At 58.9% G+C, this 17009-nt stretch carries 13 protein-coding genes; 6 read left to right on the top strand and 7 right to left on the bottom strand.

The genetic code is table 11. The features are described from left to right. Positions 1-136 precede the first annotated feature (136 nt). The 3 genes from RTCIAT899_RS24865 to RTCIAT899_RS24855 all read left to right on the top strand — a co-directional run bounded on the left by RTCIAT899_RS24865 (position 137) and on the right by RTCIAT899_RS24855 (position 3185). On the top strand, positions 137-946 hold the full coding sequence (locus RTCIAT899_RS24865) for a WecB/TagA/CpsF family glycosyltransferase (RefSeq protein WP_015342580.1): 810 nt from the start codon (positions 137-139) through the stop codon (positions 944-946). Next, positions 943-2196 carry an FAD-dependent oxidoreductase gene (locus tag RTCIAT899_RS24860; protein ID WP_015342579.1) on the top strand — a complete coding sequence of 418 codons (1254 nt, stop codon included), beginning with the start codon at positions 943-945 and terminating at the stop codon, positions 2194-2196. Before RTCIAT899_RS24865 ends, RTCIAT899_RS24860 begins: the two co-directional genes overlap by 4 nt. Before the next feature lie 242 nt (positions 2197-2438). After that, the gene (locus RTCIAT899_RS24855) at positions 2439-3185 is read left to right on the top strand and encodes a hypothetical protein (protein WP_015342578.1); all 747 of its coding nucleotides are present in this window, start codon (positions 2439-2441) and stop codon (positions 3183-3185) included. 65 nt (positions 3186-3250) lie between these two features. On the opposite strand, the gene RTCIAT899_RS24850 is transcribed toward RTCIAT899_RS24855, so the two are convergent. The 3 genes from RTCIAT899_RS24850 to RTCIAT899_RS24840 are packed head-to-tail and all read right to left on the bottom strand — an operon-like array spanning position 3251 to position 8159. Continuing rightward, entirely contained in the window at positions 3251-4804 is a 1554-nt protein-coding gene (locus tag RTCIAT899_RS24850) for a hypothetical protein (protein WP_015342577.1), read from the bottom strand. A 59-nt stretch (positions 4805-4863) separates the two neighbouring features. After that, positions 4864-5991, bottom strand: coding sequence for a glycoside hydrolase family 5 protein (locus RTCIAT899_RS24845; RefSeq protein WP_015342576.1), 1128 nt, complete (start codon positions 5989-5991; stop codon positions 4864-4866). A 2-nt stretch (positions 5992-5993) separates the two neighbouring features. Further along, a complete protein-coding gene (locus RTCIAT899_RS24840) occupies positions 5994-8159 on the bottom strand; it encodes a GumC family protein (RefSeq protein WP_015342575.1) in 2166 nt (721 codons plus the stop codon). A 243-nt stretch (positions 8160-8402) separates the two neighbouring features. On the opposite strand from RTCIAT899_RS24840, the gene RTCIAT899_RS24835 reads away from it, so the two are divergent. Together RTCIAT899_RS24835 and RTCIAT899_RS24830 are read left to right on the top strand one after the other, a co-directional pair. Further along, the gene (locus RTCIAT899_RS24835; RefSeq protein ID WP_244441556.1) at positions 8403-9815 is read left to right on the top strand and encodes a lipopolysaccharide biosynthesis protein; all 1413 of its coding nucleotides are present in this window, start codon (positions 8403-8405) and stop codon (positions 9813-9815) included. Then, positions 9812-10954: a glycosyltransferase family 4 protein gene (locus RTCIAT899_RS24830; RefSeq protein WP_015342573.1), complete on the top strand. Its 1143-nt coding sequence runs from the start codon at positions 9812-9814 to the stop codon at positions 10952-10954. The genes RTCIAT899_RS24835 and RTCIAT899_RS24830 overlap by 4 nt, the downstream gene beginning before the upstream one ends. Here RTCIAT899_RS24830 and RTCIAT899_RS24825 read toward each other — a convergent pair. After that, positions 10907-12373 (bottom strand): glucosamine inositolphosphorylceramide transferase family protein, encoded by a 1467-nt coding sequence (locus RTCIAT899_RS24825; protein WP_015342572.1) that lies wholly within the window; start codon positions 12371-12373, stop codon positions 10907-10909. The genes RTCIAT899_RS24830 and RTCIAT899_RS24825 overlap by 48 nt on opposite strands. 208 nt (positions 12374-12581) lie before the next feature. Next, on the bottom strand, positions 12582-13601 hold the full coding sequence (locus RTCIAT899_RS24820) for a hypothetical protein (RefSeq protein ID WP_244441555.1): 1020 nt from the start codon (positions 13599-13601) through the stop codon (positions 12582-12584). A gap of 388 nt (positions 13602-13989) precedes the next feature. Here RTCIAT899_RS24820 and RTCIAT899_RS24815 point away from each other — a divergent pair, with 388 nt between their 5' ends. After that, positions 13990-15717 carry a tetratricopeptide repeat protein gene (locus tag RTCIAT899_RS24815; RefSeq protein WP_015342570.1) on the top strand — a complete coding sequence of 576 codons (1728 nt, stop codon included), beginning with the start codon at positions 13990-13992 and terminating at the stop codon, positions 15715-15717. 74 nt (positions 15718-15791) lie between these two features. Here the strand turns inward: RTCIAT899_RS24815 and RTCIAT899_RS24810 are convergent, their stop codons facing one another. After that, positions 15792-16628, bottom strand: coding sequence for a bifunctional allantoicase/(S)-ureidoglycine aminohydrolase (locus RTCIAT899_RS24810; RefSeq protein WP_015342569.1), 837 nt, complete (start codon positions 16626-16628; stop codon positions 15792-15794). Between the two features lie 89 nt (positions 16629-16717). Next, on the bottom strand, positions 16718-16921 hold the full coding sequence (locus tag RTCIAT899_RS34290; protein WP_015342568.1) for an ankyrin repeat-containing protein: 204 nt from the start codon (positions 16919-16921) through the stop codon (positions 16718-16720). Positions 16922-17009 lie beyond the last annotated feature (88 nt).

Genomic DNA, 17009 nt, shown 5'->3' with positions numbered 1-17009 from the left:
TGGTACAGACTCTCAAAATTATTCAGAAAGAGCTTACTCAATCAACAATAGCGCCGAGAAATCAGACCTCAGCGAGGCAGAGGCCGCCCGTGCACATCTTGTTTCCGAAAAGCAGATTTCAAATCAGGAGAGCCAAATGCAGCCGGCCGACGCGCCCGAACACGCAGCCGCCATTCCCGCTCAAGATTATCCGCTTGTGCTTCCAAGCGTGCTGATCGGCGGATTGCCCATCACCGTCGTCAATCGGCGCAATGCCGCCTCCTTCATGATCGATGTGGCGCGCCGCCGCCGCCGCGACAGCCGGCCCTATTACTTTACATCCGCCAATGGCGAGGTCGTCGCGCGCGTTCATGCCGATGCCAATATCGCCAAACTCTTCAAGGAAGCCGATCAGATCCTGGCTGACGGCCAACCCCTCGTCATGGCCTCTCGCCTGCTCTGCCGAGTACAGCTCCCCGAGCGCGTGGCAACGACCGACCTGTTCCATGATGTTGCCGAACTGGCCGAAAGGAAGGGCGTGAGCTTCTATCTCCTGGGAGCTAGCGAGACCGCAAACCGTCAGGCCGTCGTCGCCGTGCAAACCCGTTATCCCGGCCTGCGCATCGTGGGTCATTGCCACGGCTATCTTGCGGGGGAAGCCCTGGAGCAGAAACTTGATGAAATCAACGCACTCGCCCCCGACATATTATGGATCGGCCTTGGTGTTCCGCGCGAGCAGATATTCGTGCACGATTTTGCCGCACGGCTTGCCAATGTCGGCGTCATCAAGACCTCGGGCGGGCTCTTCGATCACCTGGCGGAGAAAACGAAGAGAGCGCCCATGTGGATCCAACGGGCCGGCTTCGAGTGGTTCTGGCGCATGCTGATGGAGCCCCGCCGCCTGTTCTGGCGCTATCTGACGACCAATCCTTACGCCATCTACGCGATCCTGAGGTATTCGAAATGATGAACAGGCGATATCCCGAACCGTCGGCCACCGAAACGGACACCGACATAGCCATCGTCGGTGGCGGGCTTTCCGGCACGCTTACCGCCTGCCTGCTCGGCCGAGCGGGATATCGGGTGACGCTCATCGATCGCCATCGCGTCTTTCCGCAGGAGTTCCGCGTTGAGCAAATCGGTCGTGAAGAGATCGAAAAACTCGAGCAGCTTCAATTGCTCACGCCCCTGTTCAAGGTTGCTGCGCCCTTCGACGACATCGTCAATCTGCATAGGGGGCGCATATTGGATCGGACACACGGCCAGCATTATGGCTTTTTCTACAACAGGCTCATGGGCGCAATGCGCGCCGCATTACCAGAGACGGTGAATTTCGTCGTCGGTCAGGTCACCGGCTTGCGGACGAGCGCCAAGCAACAGCGGATTTCAATTCTCGGCAAGGATGAACTGACTGCCCGGCTATTGGTGCTCGCAACCGGGATGGGGGATATGCTGCACAGGGATCTTGGCATTTCGCACAAATCGATCGGCGAAAGGCGCTCTCTCGCATTCGGCTTCAACATTCGTCCGCTGCAATCCAATAGATTTCGCCATACAGCCTTGAGCTATCATGGAGACGGCAACGGCATCGATCGTCTCGATCTATTTCCGGTCGCCGATGCAACACGTGCCAATCTTTTCCTGTTTCGCGATCCACGAGATTCCTGGGTCAGGTCACTGCATGACAATCCAAAGCAGGCGCTCATCGCCACTTTCCCATCACTCGTCGATCATTTTGGTGACTTCGAGATTGCCAGCAGGATCGACAGCTGGCTCACCGAGATTACGCTGGCCGAGAATTGCCGACAGGACGGCGTCGTGCTCATCGGAGACGCCTATCTGACCTCCTCCCCGGCGACCGGCCTCGGCGTCAGCCGGCTTCTGACCGATGTTGAGCGCCTATGCCGCACATATGTCCCGCAATGGATGACAGAAACCGCTATCGACCATACCAGGATCGCCGCCTATTATGACGACCCGGAAAAGGCTGATATGGATATCGGTTCGGTGCAAATGGCCGATCGCCACTTCAATCTGACCGCGAAAACCGATGTCGGGTGGCGTCTGCGCCGCCAGTTCCATTTCACGCGGCGACGCATCCTATACGGCATCGAAAGCATAAGTCCTGCTCTCGCGGCAAAGCTTCATCAGCTCAAGACGATACGCACCAGATCTGCGCTGCGATCCGCTGTGCTGAATTCTAAACCCGTGGCATAGCTGGGCTGACTAGCAAGAAACGCTGTTTCGAGAAATATTCACTAGTAAAAATAGCTATAACGTGAACAACGCAGTTCTGTATCGATAATAGTACGGAGTTCATCATGGCAGTTTTAGGCGCATTCCCTCCTGGACTTACTTGCCGACCAATCGAGGAGAGCGATTGGGATGGTATCATCGATTGTCTCCGCAGAAATTTTCCGACGCGCGATCGAAGCTATTGGGAGCGGGCCGTCACACGGATGGAAAAGCGACCTTTCGTGCCCGATCTGCCGAAGTACGGCTTCGTTCTGGATATGTCCGGACGCATCGTCGGGGTCTTGCTGGCGCTTTATTTTCGACATGAAGGACTGGAAGGAGAAGAACTCCGCTGCAATCTGTCGAGCTGGTCTGTCGATCCGGAATACCGCGCTTTCGCCGGCAAGATGGTGATCGCGGCGCTCAGACGAAAGAATGTCACCTACATCAACGTTTCGCCGGCGCCGGGAACGATAAAGGTCAATGAAGCGCTCGGCTTTCGCCGCTATGCGGACGGGCAGCTGGCTTTTCTGCCGATACTGAGTGCTGTGAGGCAACCTTATCGGATGCTCGAAGCAAGTCCCGGCCTTGCCGAAATGTCGATGCTCTCGGAGGGCGACAGGGAGATTCTTCTCCAGCATGCGGCGCTCGGATGCCTGTCGTTGATTTGTTTCGATGGTGACGAAGCCTTTCCCTTCGTTTTCAAGACGCGCCGCATCTTCCATGGCACTGTCCCGAGTGCCCAGGTGATTTACAGCCGCACGCCCGAGGAGCTCAGCCGGTGTGCGGGGGCACTTGGTCGCCATCTCCTGCGAAAAGGCATATTTCTCTGCGTCGTCGACGCGAACGGGCAGGTGCCCGGTCTCGTCGGACGTTACTTTGCCGGAAGCGGGACGAAATATTTCAAAGGTCCGAAACCGCCCTCGCTTGGAGACCTGACATTCACGGAACTCGTCATCTTCGGCTCCTGATCCCTGACAAAGACCCGTCAGCGGCATTTTGAACTTTGCGCACGCTCACGCCGATTTTAACCGCGTTACAGCGAGGGTGCCGGCATGGGTTGGTCCGGTCGGCTGGACATGCCTCGCGAAATACCGAGCAAGCGCCATCGCGTTCCAAAGGAAACACCGACAAGCAGAAGACAGAAGCCGAGCGCGAGCGGTGAGAAGAATGCCTCTTCCTGCAATACCGCATTGGATGCAATCGTGATGATCGCGACGAAGGCAAACAGGAAATCCGGCTCACCGGTGGCGAGCAGCTGCTTGCGGGCCGACAGCGCCAATGCGGCAAGAAAGCCGAAGAAGACGAAACTGCCCACGCCCATCTGGTAGAGCATGACGCCAACAGCGCTTTCAACCGGGACGGAGGCAACCCCCTCATCCTGCGCCCGGTCCCAATCCAGATTGAGGCTCGTACTCGAAAGATTGCCGCCGATCCCGAGGCCCTGCCCGAACGGATTGTGCAGGAATTCGCGAACGCCTGCGATCAGGCCGAGAACATGGTAATCGCCATGGGTGGCGCCGAAGAGGATGGCAGCGACCGTCCAGACGACCGCAAGCGCTACGACGGCAAGCAGCGTCAGTTCCGCGCGCGATGGGCGATAGATCAGCCGGGCGCCGATCGCGACAAGCAGCATGAATGTCGCGCCTTTGGAGCCGATGACAAGCAATAGCGGCAAAGCCGCAATCGGCAGCAGCCAGCGCCCCTTGAAGAGGAGCCAGGCAGACATGATGCTCAAGCCGTAGGCATAGCTGATCGGATGAAAATTCGGGCCGCCATTGCGGAAGATCGGCGGAAACAGGTCGCTGAACAGCTTGATGTTGAAAAAGGTCGTCATCATCGTGTCTTCGATACCGCGAAGCACGAAACCGGTCTCCCTCAGCTTCTTTTCCCATACACCGGCCTCGATCTGAGCCTTCAGACCACGGTGAATATAGAGATCGCCATGAAACAGGCTCAGGAAATCCATCCTGAAGATCTGTTCCAGATAGCCGTAGAGGATGGCAACGGCGCAGAGCCAAAAGATGCCCTTGCGCAGATCAACGGGATAGAGGCTGGCTGCGAGAATGGCGATGTGGAAACATGCAAGCGGCGTGATCGTATTGCGGAAATAGATGACGGCGTCCTTCGGCCCACCATGAACAGCGCCGAGCGCAAGATAAAAGCTCACTATACCGCAGAGCGCGAAGCTGAATGTCAGCCACGGCCGCAATTCGGTCAGAGCCCTCACACGATACTGGAAAGAAGCCATCACGAAGGCGCCGAATGCAGTCATGAGAATGACGAAATTGGCACCCCGCAGCGCATCGAACGTATTGTGATCGGGCACGAAAGGCGTGAACCAGGCGACCACGAGATTTTGATAGAGAAAAGAGCAGGCAATGACGATCGGGATGCAGCCGGGTTGAGCAATCGACAAAACCAGCGTCAACGCGAATGTCGCGGCAACCCCGAACGGCGTCCAGACAGCGAAGGCAGAGACGGAAGCGATAACCGCAAGGATGGCGATGAAAAGATGGAAAAGGGCGTCCGAACGAAGTCCGCTCAGGCCTCCCGCCCCGAAGCCCGCGCGACCTCCGGTAATACTCATCGCCAATCTCCATTTATCCGCATCAGTTGCCGTTCCACATTGCCATATTCCGCCGCTTTTCAGCCCCCATTGCTGTCATCCAGAAGTGCCGCGATCATGGCGTCATCGAAGCCTTCAATGCTGCCTCTGCTCCTGATGATGCCAAAACCTTGATCGAGCTCCCAATAGGCCCAGCCGATCTTGTTGCTCTCGGCCGCCTGCCGCACGGCCCGAACCCAGAAACGGCGACTTTCGGCGTCGACGCAGAAGTTGAGGACGCCAAATTCGTTCATCATGACAGGGCAGTCATATGTCTCGGACCAGCGCCTCAATTTCATAAATTCGGCGGCGATCGCAGCCTCCGTCCAGGGTGTCGCCATTTGTTCCTCGATAAGGCTTGCCGCCTGCTCGTCCCCGGACGCTCGCAGCTTTTGGATGCTCTGCTGTACCAGCGGCGTCTCGATGGTCGCGGGAAAGGGCAAATTCGAAATCCGTGCCAGCGGCGACGCATCCCAGGTCTCGCATTGATGAGTGAAGGCCGTCGGTGAATAGAAATGAATGGCAGCGATCTGATTATCGTCTGCAAGCGGGGGCGTCTCGCCTATTTCCCAGATGCCCTGAGAGGGTGATGGCCCCCAGATCAGCGTATGGTTAGGACATTTCGATCGCACGACCTCGGCAAGCCGTTGCCTTAGCTGAAGCCACGCGTCATTCCGCAGAGGCGGCTCGTTCAACAATTCTGCATAGACCATCTCATTCGGGAGGTTCGCAAGGACGCTGCCTAGCGCCATCCATGCCTCGGCCGCCCTTTGAGAACCGGCCTCGAAATCCTGACGGAGAGCCGTATGCAGACTTTCGGAGGGATGCATGTCGGCAAGGACGGAGAAGCCCAGCCGATTGAGGTCGGCCACGCCAGCCTCGATGCGACGGAGGGTGGTCGTATCACCTGCCGACAAGAGATCGCCATTGATCGGCAAACGGATCGTTTGAAAGCCCAATTGGCGAAGCTTTTCGAGCACAGGCTCGCTTGGCGCCACGCCATCGCCGCGATCGAACCATCCGGGCAGATTGATGCCGCGCGAAGGCACGATGGGCTTGGCCGCCGCACGCGCCGCGCGGGCAGCCGGAAGAGCAGCCAGAATGGAGCCGCCCCCCAGCTTGAGAGCGCTTCGGCGTGATATCAGCGTCGATCGCAAGCCGCGCCCCACGGTCACCCCCTCGCAGAGATTCGGCTGCCCTGCTCTCCGTCGTGACCCGATCGGATCGATCGTATCCCTTCGCCACCTTGCGTCTCCATGTGCTCCGGTGCAATTGTCAACGTGGCGCTGCGCCCGATCTGATCTGCATCGAGGCGCTGACGAAGCAAGTTGGTGATTTCCCCCGCTTCCTCGGCCGGGCTGAGCGCAAAAAGCATGAGATCCGCTTCGGCAAAAAGCGCGGGATCCCAGCTGCCAACGATGGAAGGTCCCATCAGAAGCACGAAATCGAAGGAGCCGGCAGTGGCCAAAATGTCGTCGAGGCCGAGACCTCCCGGTGGCTTCCCATTCTCGGCAACTGGCCTGTTGTATACGACCGTTCGCAGACCGCTTGCACCGCTCACGAAGACACCGTTACCACTATGCGCCGATGCTCCCGGACCCGGCTGATCGCCAAACTCAACCAGGAGCACATTCTGTTCCGCCTGTTGCAGGCCAAGGCCAACCATCGCGCCCGCAAGTCTAGCCGCAACCGGCGTATGAAGCGATGAGACCAGCAGGACGTAAGGCTTCGGATGCTCGGTCAGATGCAGAATGATGCGTCGCATGAGCTGCAGCACATCTCGTGAAAAGGCTTCGTTTCCAGCGTGGAAAAAGCGTCTTCGCATCGCGCGGATGCTGAGATAGACGCCGGAGCCGGCAAGACCAGGCAGCCGATACTCTCCGAGATTGACCGGCGCCGGCACCGGCTCCGGTTTTGCGGTCTCCTTCACGGCGTCCCGATGTGGCTCGACGCCGAGGAGGCTGCCTCTTATGGGGCTTGTCGGATCTTGCTCCGGCTGATGTTTGGGGCCGCGCACCAGGGCAAGACCGCAGCCGATGATAAGGCCAAGCGCCGCACTGACCGGCAAGAGCAGCAGCGGCTTGGGCCAGGTCGGCTGCACCGGCGGAGCGGCAGCGCTGATCACCCGCGCCTCCTGTAGCTGCAGGCCCTGCATCTGCGATGTTTCCTCGGCGCGCTTCAGGAAATCGTCAAGGACAGTGCGCGCCGCCTTCGTCTTCGCCTCCAGCTGCCGCAACTGCACCTGCGCGGCATTTGAGCTTTCCAGCTTCTGGCGGAGATCATCAAGCTTTGCCTGAAGTGCTGTGACGTTTTGCGCGGCGAGATCGGACTTTGCCTTCAATTCCCGCGTGATCCGCTGCGCCTCGACGGTCATGAGGCCTTGCATCCTGTCCAGTTCGGATCGCAGCCTTTTGATGATCGGATGGCGCGGCTGATACATGGCCTCGTAATTGGCGAGGTCGGCCGCCCGCTGATTGTAGTTTTCGCGGAGTTTGACCGTCGCCTCGGAAGATAGGATTTCCGAAAGCTTGGCGAGACCGGCCGGCGAGGTGCCTGCGGCAACCGCCTGGGCATATTTATCCTTGGCCTGGTCCGCCTCGCTTCGCGCGCCGATCAACTGATCCGTAAGCTTGTCGATCTGGGACTGCAGCGTGCCTCCGGCGGAAGCATCCAGAATCTGATGCGAGACCTTGAAATCTCCGACCTCCTGCTCGGCATCGCTGACGTTCTTCTGGAGATTGCCGATCCGGCTCGCAAGCAGGGAGTTTACGTCGCTGTTTGCGGTTTCTCGCTCCCCCGACAGACCGGCCCTATAGCGATTGACGATGGCATTGGCGATCCGCGCCGCCTTATCGGAATAGCGCGAAGCAAAACTGACGTCGATGACATAGGTAAGCCCGGCACGCTCCACGGTGACGGCACGCTGAAAGTTCTTGAAGATCGAATCCTTCGTGGGATGCGAAGCCAGACCGATACGCGACAGCAGACCGCCGCTTGCAAATTCGGGATCGTTTTCGATGTCTTCGCTCTCAAAGACCTTCATCAACAGGTCGCGCGATTCAATGACAAACACTTGGCTCGCGATGGCCGCGCTGTCACTGCCGATGCCGGGCAGGACATTGTTGAGATTTGTCGTGCGCGGATCGCGTGGATCGATCATGACGGAAGCTGTCGCGGTATAGCTCGGCTTTGCCACCACAAGGTAAGCAAGCGCCAGCAGGAGCACGGCCAAGGTGCTTACCAGCACGGTCAGCCAGCGTTGCCACAGGATTGTCCACACGGCACCGACATCGAACAGCGGCGGAAGCGAGCGCTCGTCAATGTTAAACGGCTTCATCCAGTTCCTCTCCGCGGGCCGCGGGTCTCCGGCTCATCACACATCACTAAATTCAGTATTAGTGAATAATGTTAATCATCCGTTGAATTTACACCAGAGCGTGTGATCAACTTCAGATATCGCAAGTAACCATGTTGCGACTTCGTTCTGGCGCAAGCATGAGTACTTACGATATTAGAGATACATTCTATTTCAGGTGCGATGGGCCATTCGGTCGACAGCAATCAACACGGGAACAGGCCGTTGAGCGAGAAAGCTGGCAGCAGCGATACTTTATCGACCGAAACGCCGCCGCCCGCGAGCAACCTACGCTTGTCGATCGGTGCTCTTGCCAGGAGCGGCGCCGTTGCCGGTGTGATCAAGCTTGCCAGTGCCGGCCTCTCGTTCCTGATGTTCGTCGCAGTCGCCATGACGACCGATGAACGGCAGTTCGGCCTTTATAGCGCCGCCTATGCCGGAGCGAGCCTGGTCTCCTTCTTCGCCATAGTCGGCCAGCAAAGCGCCGTGCTCAGGTTCTGGCCGCAATATGCCGGCAACAACGATTTGAACTCCGCAAACGGCATGATGGCCCGCTCCATCCTTGTTGCGCTGATAGGGCTCGCGAGCTTCAGCCTGCTCATTCTCATCATCGGCCTCTTGCCATTCGCTGGCGCTCAAATGCCCGAATGGCTCCCGATCTGCGTGGCGACCATGGTGCTGGCTTTCGCGCTCGGCTGGTCGGAATTCGTCGCCTGTGCTCTTCGCGCCAAGAATGCGCTGATCTTCGCGCTGCTGCCGCGCGACGTCCTGTGGCGGGCAGTGGCAATCCCGGTTTTCGTGCTAGCACATTTCATGCAGCTGAAGATGAGCGCGGTTGCCGCAACCTATCTCACAGCCGGGTTGCTGCTCCTGATGATCGCTCCACAGACATTTGTCCTCTTTCGCGATACGATCCGCGCCCAGCGTGGCCCGCTGACGATAGAACAGAAGACCGAATTCAAGACCGTGACGCTCGGGCTCTGGGGTGTCACTGCGCTGCCGCCGGCGCTCAGCCAGGCAAGCACCTTGCTGGTCGCGGCCATTCTCGGCCCCGAGGCCGCCGGCGCGATTTTCGTCGCGGATCGAACGATGCGGCTGGTCGTATTGGCACTCAACGGCATCAACCAGGCGCTTGCGCCGCAGATCTCGGCTGCCTTCTACACCGGGGACAAGGCACATGTGCAGCGTATCACCAGTCTTGCCGCTCTGGGCGGCTTCATCATCGCCTTGTGCGTGCTGGTATCGTTCCTGATCTTCGGCGACCTGATCCTGTCGATCTTCAATCATGCCTATGCCACGCCGACGATGCAGGTAACGCTGATTATCTTCGGCATCGGCGCGACAATCGGCACTGCTTGCGGGCCGACCGAAATCCTGATGCAGCTGACGGGCCTTCAGCACGCGCTTTTCAAGCTGCTGGTTATCGTCAACACCTTCGGGCTCTGTGCGACGGCGGTGCTGACCTATTGGCTCGGCCCGATCGGTGCGGCGCTCGCCATCGCCGGCACGATCATCGTTTGGTGCGTGACCGCCGTGTTCATCGCACGCCGCACCATTGGCATCAACCCGTCAATCCTCGGCTTCCTCGCCGGCGAAGACGCACTTGCGGCCCGCTCTTTCCTGAAAGGCCGTTCATGAAAATCATTCAGGTCCAAACCCAGGCGGAAGCGGGCGGAGCACAGCGAATTTCGGATATGGTCGGCGAGGGATTGCGCGCGCGCGGCCATGAGGTTCGCACCGTCTTCATGTATCGGAAGACCGAGGTCTACGACCGCGATCCGCACGCCGATTTCATCCTCACCAAGCCGCCGCGCGGCTTGCTAGGCCAGATACGGGCCGCCATCGGACTTGCGGGTTACCTGCGCAACGCCCGGCCAGATGCCGTCGTCACCTTCCAGCACTATGGCAATATTTTTGGCACCATCGGCGCGCGGCTCGCCAGCGTGGACTTGATCATCGCAAACCAGAGCGGTGCGCCGCAGACCAGAGGCGTCAGGGGGATTCTGACGCAGATAGACAAGCTGATGGGCACTTTCGGCGCCTATCACGCCAACGTCGTCAATTCGAGTTGGACGGAAGCGCAGTTCGACAGCTTTCCGAAAGCCTACCGGCGCCGGATGTCACGCATCGACCACGGCGTTCCCACGCCCTCGGTCGACGTCGACAAGGCGGCGGCGCGCGCGGCCTTTGGTCTTCCTCAAGACCCCTGGCTCGCCGTCTCTTCGGGCCGCATGGCGCCATCGAAAAACCAGATCGCGCTCGTCGGCGCCCTCGTCCATCTGCCCGACATTCATGTCGCCATCGCCGGCACCGGCCCCGAGCAGGATGCGATTGTCGCTTTTGCCGAAGCCAATGGCGTCACCGACAGGCTGCATCTCGTCGGCGAAGTACCTCCCTCACGCATTTTCGAGTTCCTCGCGGCGGGAGACGCCTATGCTTTTTCGTCGTTGACGGAAACCTTTGGTCTTGCCGCAGTCGAAGCGGCCATTTCCGGGCTGCCGGTGGTTGCAAGCAAGCTCGATGTCCTGCGGGAAGTCCTGACCACAGATGAGGGCGAAGCAGCCGCACTCTTCGTCGATGCCGATGCGAAGGGAATGGCCGAAGGACTTGCCGAACTCATGGCCAGGCCCGAGCTAGCCGCCCGACTGGCCGCGGCCGGATGGCAGCTGAAGGAACAATATTCGCCAGCCCGCATGTGCGCCGGCTATGAGGCACTGCTTCTGTCGCGCTCACTTCCGCACGGCTGCAATCCCGTCGATCACCTCCAGTCGGCCTGAACGATTGAGCGTATGGATTTTCGGATAGGGCCAGTCGCCACGCGCCGCAATCGGTCGGGGCGGCGACAGCCGAACCGTCTTCTCATCCAGCTCCAGCAACTGTGAGATGCCGAGCCCGCCGCCATAGCCGAGCGTTCCGTCCTGGACCGGCAGATAGATACTACTCCCCTCGCGGACGAAGGCGCCGCCCGGGCGTGCCATGCGACGATCGATGAGAACCGGGTTCAACACATGCGGCGTCCAGGGGCCGGCAAGCCGTGGTGCGTGAAAGACTACGAGCGTATCGGACGTACTGCCGTAACCATCGCGATTGGTCGCAAACAACCAGAGTTGCCCGCCATGCTCGAGCAGGGTCGCATCGGAAATCTCGCCTTCGATAAGCACGGCCTCGGGGGCCCAGCGATCCGGAAACTCTATCGAGCGATAGAGGACGAGTTTTCCGCCTGAACTTGCCTCAGGAAGCATCCAGATCGCGCCGTCACGCTCGAAGACCTGCGGGTAAGACAGATGGTAAGGCTCTTCCAGCACGCATCGCGGCTCTCCAGGTTTCCCTGTGGCATCGAACGCCACGACCGAGATGACTGCCTTGCCGGTCGCATGCGAATAATCTTCCACGAACAGGAAGAAGCGATCCTGCCATTGAAACGGAAAGGGATCGGCATAGAAGCGATCTCCCGCATCCGGTAGCACGGACCAGCCATCGCCAAGCTCACAGCTGCTCGCGACACCCGGCCCATCTATAAAACGATAACCGACACGCCAATGCGCGTGGCGGAAGCGCGCGCGTCGCATTGCTTCTCGGCCCAGGCGCGGCAAGGCGCCCGTCATGCAAGCGGATGCAAAGCCCAGCGTTCTACTGACGGCATTCTCAGACACTTTGGACACCGGTTCGTTCATAACGAGCCGGTTTTCGGCAAAGGCGCGAACCGTGGAAACAGCAAGCGTGACGGCACGTGCGAGCACATCCTCCGCGCCAAGCGACACGGCTTCCCGCCGATCGATCATCGGCCAGGCTCGACCCACCACCGTTTTTCCGTCCAGGACGGCATCGATAACAGGCAAAGCGCCAGCGGCGACCGACCTCGCGACCGACAGGTCCGACCGCGACCCGCCGAACCGCAATGTGATGGTCGGAACGTCCGATGGCGCAGCGTGGCCGGTAAGATCCAGCCGAAGGACTGCAGAGCTATCGCGACTGCTGGCGGGGATCTCCGACAGAGGAGCGGCAAGCGCCGGATCGCGCCGGCGGAAGATTTTTCGCTCGAGAGCCAAAGCTGTATTGATGGCGACCGGCCACGCATTCGACCCGGATTCATGCACGACAGCGATATCGTGCCCCTCGGCCTGCAGACGCGCGACCACGATTTCCTGCCATCGGCGCGGCGCAGACTTCGGAACGATGATATCGATCGATGGCATGGCGTTCCCCATCCGCAGCAGCCTCGGTGAGCTTCGGAGACCTGGGAACTATATTTATTCGGGAAAGCTTACTTTCAGGTTATTCTGAAGTTGTATTGCGGAATGGAGCTTTGGTGCTACCGTTCAGCCGCCTTTTGATCAGCCAGGCTCTTCGCTCGATGAGTTCCGAACAGTCTTCATTTGCAAACTGATCATTGCACATAGGATCTCAGCTATCGGAGGTAGCCGCCGATTTTATCGGGAACGATGCCAAAATAGCGCAAGCTTCGGTGAAGGCGTCATCCAGAATGCCTAGTTTGCGGGCGTGCGCACGCGCATATTCCTGGTAGAAGCCAGACGAGATCCAGATGCGTGAACGCCCTCGCCTGCTGCTCCAGCCGACGGCACCGATCGATTCAGCTGCGGCAAGCTTATCGCTGATATGGGCGCGCGATAGGCCGAGCGATGAGGCGAGAGAGGAAATCGAGCTGACATTCGTCAGGAGCCGCCCCTGTCCCACCACAGTTTCCGGATCTATTCCGGCGATGAGGCGATCCATCAGAAATCCCCCCGTATCGCCGCTGGCAAAGATGGCATGAAGCGGCCCGGGGCTGCGTACCTCCCGGCTTGTTAACAAGGCATGTGCCGCAAGCGGTTCGATGAGTATCAGCATGCGTTGCGGCTCCATAAGGAACCGAGCCGCCCTGCCTCCTCCGTCTATAAGGTCGAGCGCCTGGAAATGCAGGCTGTACCAACGGATCAGCATCGACAGTGTCGAGTGCGTAGGCCCGACCTCATCGGAAGGACCACCTCTGGAGCCTGCGACCGGACGAATGACATTGTATCGCAGCGCTTCGTCGAAAAATGCGTAGGCGGTATTGCGGCTGGCAATCCCGTACTGCCGGGCGAGACTTCCAAAACCGCTTCTGGTCAATCCCGCCCCGACCCTGCGAACGGCCAGAAAGTAGTCGCTCAATGCGGCGTGACATAAGAGCCGGCGTTGTTGGGTGGCAAAAAGCGCCGCAGTCCAAGGCAAGGATTCGTAAGCAGCGGCGAAGCTGCGTGCCAATAAGAAAACGGCGGAAGAAAATTGCTCCGTTTCGATCAGTTCGCTCGGCTTGCCGGTAGGGTTTGTCCCAGTTGCACGGCCAGAAGATGCTGGTCGATGAGGGGGGAAATCAAGCACTCTTCCCATAAACAGTTCTTTCAATGTTGTCGGGTGAGCGGTGTCCAACACATCGGTGCTCACTCCGAACCTGCGGCAGAGGTCGCATTTGCCTGTTCGAGAAAACGGCGAGCAATCGAAAGAATGCTTCGTTTCCTCTTTTCCGGACACTGAGCATCTGCTCACCCGGCGGCTGCCGAAATATCCAAAATATCACTCGATGGTAGTTGGAGCGATATATGCTGTCCTGATGATGACACTGTAAGATTCTGATATTTTCTGATATTTTTCTGAATCATCGACCTCGCCGGCAGAATCGGCGCTTGATCAACCGTGGCCGAGGCCGCCACGTTACTCATGCAAGTCACGATTTGTTTTGGCTTTGGCCAATATCCGCGCGTTGACTGTCGAGTTAAGCCCTCTCTATACTCATCGCATTTTCGATACTTCAGATGGGGATCGGTAGTAGCAGGTGTTTTGTTTTGCGGGGTTCGTCCTCGATCCAGATCGCGCCGAGCTTCGCGGACCCGACGGCTCGGCCATCAAGCTGCGCCCTAAAGCTTTTGAATTGCTGAAATTCCTCGTCGCAAACAACAGGCGTGCCGTCAGCAAGCAGGAACTGATGGATACTGTCTGGCCCGGCATTCATGTCGGGGAAGACAGCCTTTTTCAATGTATTCGCGAAGTACGCACTGCATTGGGTGATACGGAACGGCACATGATCAAGCTTGTGTCGGGCCGCGGTTATCTGTTTACCGCTGAGGTATCCACGAGACAGGAAGGTCTGGACCCACGGCCGGCGTTGAGCGATACGCCGATTGCCGATGCTCCGGCAACTTACCCCATCGCACCTCGCCATTGGCTAGGCTTGCCTAAAGCCTTGGTTCTCAGCGGAGCCGCACTTCTTTGCATGCTTGCCATGATTTTCGGTGTCACTGTCTTTTCTTCGGGATTTGGCGGCATTTCAGGAAACGGCCGACCTGTCATCGAGGTGCTGCCTATCGTCGATACTGTTGGCGATGCCCAAAGCGCCGCTCTAGCACAAAGCGTTGCTGCTGAAATGATCAATGGCCTTGCCAGGATCGATGATATCCGCCTCGTCCTTCCCAAGGAACGCGAGCCGGTGACATCAGGCAAGCCCCCCTTCAATCGCTCCGATGGGGCGGATTTCCTTCTACAGGGGGAACTGCAAAGAAGTCCGCAAGCATGGATCTTGCAAACGCGCTTTATCAATGCGAGCAGCCGGGAGGTCGTATCGGTCGCCGAAGTCAAGCTGGATGCCAGCGAGCCCGACCAACAGCGCCTCGCATCTCGGCTTGCTGCCGGGGCTGGCTATGACCTTGCCGTTCGCCTGAACAAATTCGGTCAAGCCGACAGCGCCCCTCAGGCTGGCGCTGCCAGTGTCGCGATAAAGCAGGCCTCCGCCTCGATCAATCAGACGACACATGAACGGTTTGCGACGGCTCGGTCGATACTGGAAAAATATCTCACGGAACAACCGGATAATGTCGATCTGCAAATTGCCTTGGCGGCGCTGCACCTGCGCGGAATTCAGCTTGCCTGGTACAATCCCGCCGAAAGCAGGGCTGCGGAAAACGACGCGAGATCTCTGTTGGAACGTGCTTTGAAAGCCCGGCCAAACTTCCTTCCAGTACTTGGAACCTATTGCCGTTTTCTGACGGTAACGAACCAATTTGCAGAAAGCCTTGTGGCTTGCGCAAGGGCGTTGAGCCTCAATCCGTGGGATGGCACGGCGCTGTTCCATCTCGGCTTGACGCAAGTTCAGCTGGGCCGGTTCGAGGATGGACTTGCAACATTCGAACAGGCCGACCGCTTCGATACGCCGGATGTCTCGCGCTGGACATGGTTGCTGGGGGCGGGTTTTGCAGACTTGCTTTTGGATCACAATGAAGATGCTGTGGAATGGCTGCAGCGCTCTATTACGATTACGCCGGGAACAGGACGCGCGCATATGCTCCTGGCAACCGCCTATCAACGACTGGGTCGGACCGATGAAGCAAAACAGGCTTTCGCCACGGCGCTGCAATTGAGGCCGGGCTCGACGGCCAGCAATCTTGCCTTGCCCTCTCTTAACGCCAGTCCGACCTATCTCGAGGAGAGCACGAAAATCATCCGCACGCTAATCGAGATGGGGTTGCCGGCCGGCGATGGGCAAACGCAGGACGGCAAAAGTCAGTGAAAGCCCTTCGCCGGCGCTCGCCGGCAAAAGACCGGACGGCAAGGAGGCGCAAGCTTTCCGGAAAGTCGATCAGCTCAACGGCGCGAACCGAATGGACGCAGCGCCATATGACGATTGACATCCTTATAGAGCAGATAGCGGAACGGGCCTGGACCTCCCGCATAACAAGCCTGCGGGCAGAAGGCGCGCAACCACATGAAGTCGCCGGCCTCGACTTCGACCCAATCCTGGTTCAGGCGATAGACGGCCTTCCCTTCCAGCACATAGAGGCCATGTTCCATGACATGGGTTTCCGCGAAAGGAATAACGGCACCCGGCTGCAGGGTGACGATCGTCACATGCATGTCGTGCCGCAGGTCGGACGGATCGACGAAGCGGGTCGTTGCCCAGCGGCCCTCCGTACCCGGCATGGCTGACGGCGTAATGTCCTTCTCGTTCAAGATGAGCGGCTCAGGATGGGCCAGCCCCTCGACGGCCTCATAGGCCTTGCGAACCCAATGGAAGCGGGCATGGGCGCCGGAGCGATTGTGCAGCGACCACTTCAACCCTGGCGGCAGGAAGGCATAGCCGCCCGGCTGAAGAACATGCTTGCCGGATGGCAACGTCAACTCGATCTCGCCATCGACGACGAACAGCACGCCCTCGGCCTCGGCATCCTGCTCCGGACGGTCACTGCCGCCACCTGGCGCCACCTCCATGACATATTGCGAAAAGGTCTCGGCAAAACCCGAAAGCGGCCGGGCGATCACCCAGCAGCGCGTCTCGTTCCAAAAGGGCAGATAGCTGGTGACGATGTCCTGCATCACGCCCTTCGGGATGACCGCATAGGCCTCCGTGAATACGGCGCGCCCCGTCAGCAGATCGCTTTGCGGCGGATGGCCACCCAGAGAGGAGTAGTATTTTCTTTCCATTATCTAAGCCCTTCATTCTCATCGTTTCGGGAGGCTGAGACATGTACCTCCCTGTCGTATTGCACAGCATTGGAAGCCGGAATGCTGCGTTACGTCGCCCCCGCCGTTTCCAACAATTTCACGATCTCAGCGTAACCGCGGCTGCGCGCGTGCTGCAGCGGCGTTGCACCCTTGGCATCCCGCGCCTCGATTGCGGCGGCCTTATGCAGTCGAAGGTCCATTGTATCGCCGAAGGCAAGAAAAGAGATGCAGAGAGCCGCCAGGAAAAGCAAAGCCGATAACAGAAGTTTCAATATGCCTTATCCCGTTGGAGTCTCTCCCCAAAACCCTATCAGGGAACTCGGCTTCGGAAAATCGAATATCCGAGCCCCGACCGCTTGT

The sequence above is a fragment of the Rhizobium tropici CIAT 899 genome (genome assembly GCF_000330885.1).
In the GTDB taxonomy this organism is placed as follows: Bacteria; Pseudomonadota; Alphaproteobacteria; order Rhizobiales; family Rhizobiaceae; genus Rhizobium; species Rhizobium tropici.
Note: the sequence above shows the minus strand (reverse complement) of the source record. Positions and strands in the feature narration are given on the sequence as shown.

Bases quoted from the DNA above. Each gene is read 5' to 3' on its own strand.
- RTCIAT899_RS24830 (WP_015342573.1), top strand. From the start codon at position 9,812: ATGAAAATCATTCAGGTCCAAACCCAGGCGGAAGCGGGCGGAGCACAG.
- RTCIAT899_RS24840 (WP_015342575.1), bottom strand. From the start codon at position 8,159: ATGAAGCCGTTTAACATTGACGAGCGCTCGCTTCCGCCGCTGTTCGAT.
- RTCIAT899_RS24865 (WP_015342580.1), top strand. From the start codon at position 137: ATGCAGCCGGCCGACGCGCCCGAACACGCAGCCGCCATTCCCGCTCAA.
- RTCIAT899_RS24855 (WP_015342578.1), top strand. From the start codon at position 2,439: ATGGAAAAGCGACCTTTCGTGCCCGATCTGCCGAAGTACGGCTTCGTT.
- RTCIAT899_RS24825 (WP_015342572.1), bottom strand. From the start codon at position 12,373: ATGCCATCGATCGATATCATCGTTCCGAAGTCTGCGCCGCGCCGATGG.
- RTCIAT899_RS24810 (WP_015342569.1), bottom strand. From the start codon at position 16,628: ATGGAAAGAAAATACTACTCCTCTCTGGGTGGCCATCCGCCGCAAAGC.
- RTCIAT899_RS24860 (WP_015342579.1), top strand. From the start codon at position 943: ATGATGAACAGGCGATATCCCGAACCGTCGGCCACCGAAACGGACACC.
- RTCIAT899_RS24850 (WP_015342577.1), bottom strand. From the start codon at position 4,804: ATGAGTATTACCGGAGGTCGCGCGGGCTTCGGGGCGGGAGGCCTGAGC.